At 41.8% G+C, this 2,629-nt stretch carries 3 protein-coding genes; 2 read left to right on the forward strand and 1 reads right to left on the reverse strand.

Annotation, left to right across the window (positions count from 1 at the left end):
* Positions 1-533 (forward strand): HD domain-containing protein (locus tag VN429_RS11955; protein ID WP_325633635.1); only part of this gene is annotated, 533 nt, incomplete at its 5' end.
* 223 nt (positions 534-756) lie between these two features.
* Positions 757-2,010, forward strand: coding sequence for a PAS domain-containing sensor histidine kinase (locus tag VN429_RS11960; protein WP_325633637.1), 1,254 nt, complete (start codon positions 757-759; stop codon positions 2,008-2,010).
* A 63-nt stretch (positions 2,011-2,073) separates the two neighbouring features.
* Here VN429_RS11960 and VN429_RS11965 read toward each other — a convergent pair.
* A partial coding sequence (locus VN429_RS11965; protein WP_325633639.1) for an HdeD family acid-resistance protein occupies positions 2,074-2,629 on the reverse strand: 556 nt, incomplete at its 5' end.

A 2,629-nucleotide genomic window follows, 5' to 3' on the forward strand; every position in this document is an offset into this window, starting at 1 on the left:
AGATGACAATACTTAGTGGAGTAAACCCTATGATTACCGGTATAATGGCTGACATGGTCAGGTACTTTGACGGCGATGTCAGAAGAATCAATCATGCCCTGAAAGTTCATTCATTTGCACAGATGATCGCCTCTGAAAGCAATATTGAGGATTCTAAGAAAATTCTAGTCAGTATTGCTGCCATACTGCATGATATTGGAATCAAAGAGGCAGAAAGAAAATATAACTCCTCTTCAGGAAAACACCAGGAGATTGAAGGCCCTCCAATTGCACGTCAAATTCTATCATTATATCAGCTGGACCTGGATCAGATCGAAAGGATCTGTTTTTTAATAGGGAATCATCACACATACCAGGCCATCGATGATATTGACTTTCAGATTCTGGTAGAAGCCGACTTTCTGGTCAATATTTTTGAAGATTCAATGAGCCTTGAGTCAGTAAGTAACATCAGAAAAAAAATATTTAAAACTGAATCAGGAACCCGGATTCTCACAGAGATGTACCTAAAAGGATCTCTTGAGTCTGAATAAAAATATCGCATCTTATTTTTTCTCGATAGCGACATGTAAATCTTTACCAGGTTCAAACTTCCCTCACCTCTCCAAACAAAGAACATGCCGAGAATATTAGGGCCATTAAAAAAAAGGATAAATTTATCCCCCTGGTGAATAAAATAAGCACAAGAGTAATAATATCCGTCCTGTCTTTTTCATTCATTCATAAGCAGAACTGACCCTGACCGTTTGAGGATATATGACCAATAACTCTGAAGAACAGTGGAAGAAGATCATCGGCCTTGGTGCCTCTTCTCATCGAAAGAGTTACTACCCCGAACTGCAGGAGCAGATAGTCGAGTTAAAGCGAAAAAACGAAGAGTTACACGCTATGAACGAGGAGATTCTTGCAACTGAAGAAGAACTCCGCCAGAATTATACCGAACTTCAGCAACGTGAAAATGAACTGTTAGCGAGTCGTTCGCGTTTTCAGGAAGTTCTGGAGAACTCGATTGTTGCTTTCTATAAAAGGAACTATCTGACAGACTCATATGAATATATAAGTCCAGCCATTATCGAGATTACCGGGTATACCCCCGATGAGGCTACATTATTTACAGTTGATGATATCCATTCCAGGGTTCATCCAGACGATACTACCGAAATTAAGGAGTATGTTCAGGATGTCATTACAAGAGGAGGAGGGAGAGGTGCTATGGAATACAGGTTCAGGCATAAAGATGGGACTGAACTCTGGCTGAAAGACATCTTCTGCATCGTTGTTGACTCTTCAGGCAATCCTCTCTACAGCATTGGAAGTATCCAGGATATCACTGAACATAAAAAAGTCGAAGTAATCGCAAAAAGATCTCAGGAAAAACTCGTTTACCTGAACAATGTAACAATTCAGGAAACGTTGAATGCCAATTATGCACTCACCGGGTATGTAGAACTGCTCAAGGAATTGAACACTGATGAAACTCTTCTCCCGTACCTGGAACCAGTTCATTCATTAACCAGAAAGATCAGCGATATACTCCAGTATGCAAAATCTTATCAGGATCTGGGGAGTAAAAAGCCAGCCTGGCATAATCTCTCGATCGTTGTACTCAATGCAATCTCCCATCTTGATCTCTCCCACCTCTCCCGTGAAATGGAACTGGAGGGACCGGAGTGCTATGCTGATCCGCTGCTTGAATACGCTTTTTTCACTATATTTGAAAATGTAGTCACACACGGCAAAAATGCAACCCATCTATCACTACGATATCAGGAGGGGGATGACTCCCTTTCACTGATTATTGAAGACAATGGAGTAGGGGTACCTGCTGAAGTAAAAGATCTTATCTTCGAGAAAAGTTACGCACGCGATAAAGGAATGGGCCTGTTTCTGGTCAGGGAGATCCTTTCATTGACAGGGATCAGTATTATAGAGAATGGAACTCCGGGAAAGGGAGCACGGTTTGAGATCAGAATCCCGGCATCAGGATACCGGTTTGCGAAATCAGATTGAACATAGTTCACTGATCCATTGAAAAAGAACTCAATAAGACCAGGGATAGATTCGAAAAAAGGGTTATGCCTTCCAGTAAAAAAGGCTCACAATCAAAGATAAGACCCCGTATACGATGAAGAAAATGCCCAGCATCATTGTCAGAAGGGCAGTTCCGGCACCCGGGTTTATGAACAGAAAAATACCGATAAGAAAACTGATTACTCCGATAAATCCTGTGAAGATCCGATGCTTTTCCCACTGAATTGAGACTGCATACGCAACCGTAAGCAGACCATTGATCACCAGCCACAAAGCAATCAGATACCCGATCGCGATGGTGGCAACGTAGGGTGAGATAATTGCAAGAAGACCTATTACGATGCTGATAAGACCAGACCCAAACAGGATCATCTTTGACGTTCCACTCTCTGCAGACAGTGCAACCCCTGCAGTCAAAATTCCCACTAACAGGAAGATAATGCCGATAATCAGAACCAGAAAGTCAAATACAATTCCTGGTGATGTTACAGCGACTATCCCGAATAAGAGGGCAACAAGACTCAGAAACACTGCTAGAATTCTATCAGTATCCATAGGATGAGAGTAGTGAGCGGCTGAATATAAAGGTTTCTTATAG

The sequence above is a fragment of the Methanospirillum sp. genome, from assembly GCF_035560735.1.
Taxonomy (GTDB): domain Archaea; phylum Halobacteriota; class Methanomicrobia; order Methanomicrobiales; family Methanospirillaceae; genus Methanospirillum.

What these genes read in the sequence shown, in the direction of transcription:
- VN429_RS11960 (WP_325633637.1), top strand. Translation starts at nt 757, where the DNA reads ATGACCAATAACTCTGAAGAACAGTGGAAGAAGATCATCGGCCTTGGT.